This is a genomic window from Pseudomonas wayambapalatensis, assembly GCF_049942315.1.
In the GTDB taxonomy this organism is placed as follows: Bacteria; Pseudomonadota; Gammaproteobacteria; order Pseudomonadales; family Pseudomonadaceae; genus Aquipseudomonas; species Aquipseudomonas wayambapalatensis.
Genome location: NZ_JBNFMU010000145.1, coordinates 1 through 4,155, shown reverse-complemented (window position 1 = coordinate 4,155; position 4,155 = coordinate 1). Strand labels below are relative to the sequence as shown.

4 protein-coding genes are annotated in these 4,155 nt (G+C 61.4%); 3 read left to right on the top strand and 1 reads right to left on the bottom strand.

All coding sequences use genetic code 11. The annotated features are described in order from the left end of the window. The coding region (locus ACPZMI_RS08920) for a LysR family transcriptional regulator (protein WP_426352059.1) at positions 1 to 807 on the bottom strand (807 nt) is incomplete at its 3' end. Between the two features lie 111 nt (positions 808 to 918). Here ACPZMI_RS08920 and ACPZMI_RS08915 point away from each other — a divergent pair. The 3 genes from ACPZMI_RS08915 (at position 919) to ACPZMI_RS08905 (ending at position 3,921) form a co-directional block, all read left to right on the top strand. Continuing rightward, complete coding sequence (locus ACPZMI_RS08915; RefSeq protein WP_186665058.1) at positions 919 to 1,314, top strand: RidA family protein; 396 nt, start codon at positions 919 to 921, stop codon at positions 1,312 to 1,314. A 233-nt stretch (positions 1,315 to 1,547) separates the two neighbouring features. Continuing rightward, the gene (locus ACPZMI_RS08910; protein WP_186719202.1) at positions 1,548 to 2,645 is read left to right on the top strand and encodes a carboxynorspermidine decarboxylase; all 1,098 of its coding nucleotides are present in this window, start codon (positions 1,548 to 1,550) and stop codon (positions 2,643 to 2,645) included. A gap of 31 nt (positions 2,646 to 2,676) precedes the next feature. Then, positions 2,677 to 3,921 (top strand): saccharopine dehydrogenase family protein, encoded by a 1,245-nt coding sequence (locus ACPZMI_RS08905; RefSeq protein WP_028691662.1) that lies wholly within the window; start codon positions 2,677 to 2,679, stop codon positions 3,919 to 3,921. Positions 3,922 to 4,155 lie beyond the last annotated feature (234 nt).

Below are 4,155 nucleotides of genomic sequence, written 5' to 3'. Positions count from 1 at the left end.
CATCGACTCCAACTGCCAATCTTCGAGCACCCGCACCAGCGCGCCACTGGCCAGTGGCGCACGGGCCATGTAGTCCGGCAGCCACAACACCCCAAGCCCCGCTACCCCGGCTGCCAGGTAGGCGTTGCCGTCGTCCACCGCCAAGACCTGGGTACCCCTGACCTGCAGCCGCTCGGTTCCGCGAACGAGGGCATAGGGCAGCGGTCTGCCGGTGCGCGCCCAGAGAAAACCCACCGTGCGGTGGTCAGAATCCTCCAGTTCGGAAGGGTGGGCGGGTGTGCCCAGGCGTTCGAGGTAAGCCGGCGCCGCATACACCCCCAACTGCAGGTCGGCAACCTTGCGCGCCATCAACGATTGGTCAAGCAACTCGCCACCACGTACCACGCAATCGACGTGCTCGCCAATGATGTCGACGATGCGATCGCTGACGCCCATGTCGATCTGGATGTCCGGGTAGCGGGCATGGAAGTCCGGCAGCGCCGGCACCAACACCAGGCTTGCCAGCGGGCTCGGTACATCGACCCGCAGCTTGCCACGCGGCAAACCGGCAGCGCCGCTGAGGCTGCTCTCGGCATCCTCGAGCTCGGCCAACAGGCGCAACACCCGCTGATAGAACTGCTCGCCATCGCGGGTCACGCTCACTTTGCGTGTGGTGCGGTTGAGCAGGCGCACGCGCAAGCGCGTTTCCAACTGCTGCACCAGCTGGGTCACACTGGTGCGACTCATGTGCAGCGTCTCGGCAGCTTTGGTGAAGCTGCCCGCCTCCACCACCCGGGCAAAGGCACGCATTGCATCGAACCGGTCCATCTGCGCCTCGATTGTTTGGAATCAACAAACAATGATAACCAGACTGGCGCGTTTATCGAACAGGTCTGGGCCCGTACAGTCGCCTCATCACCTCACTGATGGACAAACACCATGAAGCAACGCGACGTTGTATTCCCCGCTGGCCGCCAGGCCCTGTACGACATCAACCACTACTCCCCGGCCGTGCGCAGCAACGGCTTGCTGTTCGTCTCCGGGCAGGTTGGCAGCCGTGACGACGGCTCACCCGAGCCGGGCCTTGAGAACCAGGTGCGCCGGGCCTTCGCCAACCTGAATGCGATCCTCGCCGCCGCCGGTTGCAGCTTCGATGACGTGCAGGACGTCACCCTGTTCATCGTCGACCCACAAGACAAGTTCCAGGCCATCTGGGATTTGGTGCGGGCGGAATTCTGGGGGCCGGCGCCGTACCCGACCGTGACGGCGATCGGAGTGACCTGGCTGTATGGGTTCGATTTCGAGATCAAGGTGGTTGCGCGGTTGCCGCACTGATGTAGCGAGGCAGATGGCCCTATCGCCGGACAGTCCTGGTACAGCGCCGTACCTGTATGGGCCATCCGCCCCACCACAACGATTAAGACAGTCACATTCCCCTGCTCTACTCCCCTCACACGCCACGCAGCCTGCGAGCTCGGACGAAATGCGCCTCGCGCTCTTTCGATATGCGGCAAGTGAAGGCACAATGCGTGTCCTTTTTTTGGCCGGCCTGGCCGGGGGCCTTTGAAATGATCAAGACGCCGTACTACCTCATCGACAAAACCAAGCTGCTGGGCAACCTGGAGAAGATCGCCTACGTGCGCGAACACTCCGGCGCCAAGGCCCTGCTCGCCCTCAAGTGCTTCGCCACCTGGTCGGTATTCGACCTGATGGAGCAGTACATGGACGGCACCACCTCCTCCTCGCTGTACGAGCTCAAGCTCGGCCGCCAGAAGTTCGCCGGCGAAACCCACGCCTACAGCGTGGCCTGGGCCGACGACGAGGTCGAGGAAATGCTGGAGAACTGCGACAAGATCATCTTCAACTCCATCGGCCAGCTTGAGCGTTTCGCCGAGCAGTCCAAAGACAAGACCCGCGGCCTGCGCGTCAACCCGCAGGTGAGCAGCTCCGACTACCTGTTGGCCGATCCGGCGCGTCCGTTCAGCCGTCTGGGCGAATGGGACCCTGAGAAGATCGAAGCGGTGATCGAGCAGATCTCCGGCTTCATGTTCCACAACAACTGCGAGAACGGCGACTTCAGCCTGTTCGACAAGATGCTCTCGCACATCGAGGAGCGCTTCGGCCACCTGCTGCACAAGGTCCAGTGGGTCAGCCTCGGCGGCGGCATCCACTTCACCGGCGAAGGCTATGCACTCGACGCTTTCTGCGCACGCCTGAAAGAGTTCTCGCAGAAGTACGGCGTGCAGGTCTACCTGGAGCCCGGTGAAGCGGCGATCACCAACAGCGCCTCGCTGGAAGTCACCGTGCTCGACACCCTCTACAACGGCAAGCACCTGGCCGTGGTCGACAGCTCCATCGAAGCGCACATGCTCGACCTGCTGATCTACCGCCTCAACGCCAAGATGGCCCCCAACGACGGCGAGCACACCTACATGGTCTGCGGCAAGTCGTGCCTGGCCGGCGACATCTTCGGCGAGTACCAATTCGATCGTCCGCTGGCCATCGGCGATCGCCTGTCGTTCATCGACGCGGCGGGTTACACCATGGTCAAGAAGAACTGGTTCAACGGTCTGAAGATGCCGGCCATCGTCGTCAAGCAGCTCGACGGCAGCGTCGAGGTCAAGCGCGAGTTCGGTTTCGAAGACTACGTTTCCAGCCTGTCGTAAGACCGGCTTTCAGTAAGGAGCAAGGGATAAATTGAAGAAGAACGTTCTTATCATTGGTGCAGGAGGTGTCGCCAAGGTGGTGGCCCACAAGTGCGCACAGCATAACGACGAACTCGGTCGTATTGCGATTGCGTCACGGAACATCTCCAAATGCCAGGCCATCATCGACAGCGTCAAGGCCAAGGGTAGCCTCAAGGTGCCCGCCGACATCCAGGCCTTCTCGCTCAACGCCCTCGATGTCGAGGCGACCAAGGCACTGATCCGCGAAACCGAATCGCAGATCGTGATCAATGTCGGTTCCGCCTTCCTCAATATGTCGGTGCTGCGTGCCTGCATCGATACCGGTGTCGCCTATCTGGATACCGCGATTCACGAAGAACCGGGCAAGATCTGCGAAACCCCGCCCTGGTATGGCAACTACGAGTGGAAGCATCTCGAGGAGTGCCAGCAGAAGAACATTACCGCCATTCTCGGTGTCGGCTTCGACCCGGGTGTGGTCAACAGCTACGCGAAGCTCGCGCAGCAGCAGTATTTCGACCGCATTGATTCGATCGACATTCTCGACGTCAATGCCGGTTCCCACGGCAAGTACTTCGCCACCAACTTCGACCCGGAAATCAACTTCCGCGAGTTCACCGGGCAAGTCTGGAGCTGGCAGAACAGCCAGTGGACCAGCAACACCATGTTCGAGGTCAAGCGCACCGACGACCTGCCGGTGGTGGGTTCGCAGAACCTCTACCTGACCGGTCACGACGAGGTGCACTCGATCTCGAAGAACCTGAACGTACCCAATGTGCGCTTCTGGATGAGCTTCGGCGAACACTACATCAACGTGTTCACTGTGCTGAAGAACCTCGGCCTGCTCTCCGAGCAACCGGTCAAGACCGCCGAAGGCCTTGAAGTGGTGCCGCTGAAAGTGGTCAAGGCCGTACTGCCCGATCCAGCCTCCCTGGCACCGGGCTACACCGGCAAGACCTGCATTGGCGATCTGGTCAAGGGCACCAAGGACGGCCAGCCGCGCGAAGTGTTCATCTACAACGTCGCCGACCACGAAGAGGCCTACGCCGAGACCGACAGCCAGGGCATCTCCTACACCGCTGGCGTGCCGCCAGTGGCCGCAGCCCTGCTGGTCGCTCGTGGCGAGTGGGATGCCGGGCGCATGGTCAACGTCGAGGAACTGCCCGCCGAGCCGTTCCTCAAGGCGCTGGACGTGATGGGCCTGCCAACCCGCGTCAAGGATGAAAAAGGCGATCGTCCATGGGACGCTGAAGCCTAAGCAGTAACCGAAACGGCCTCATCGCGGGGCAAGCCCGCTCCCACAGCTACAGCTCCGGTTCTGAGAACCGCGCCGAAACCTGTAGGAGCAACTGTCTTGTTCAAAATTTAAAGGCCAGCCCAATCCCTGTGGGAGCGGGCTTGTCCCGCGAACACGGGCGCAGCCCGTGCCAGGCAGCGAAGATAGGAAGAGAACACGTATAAACTCCAGTCACATTCTAGGATCGGGGTGGGG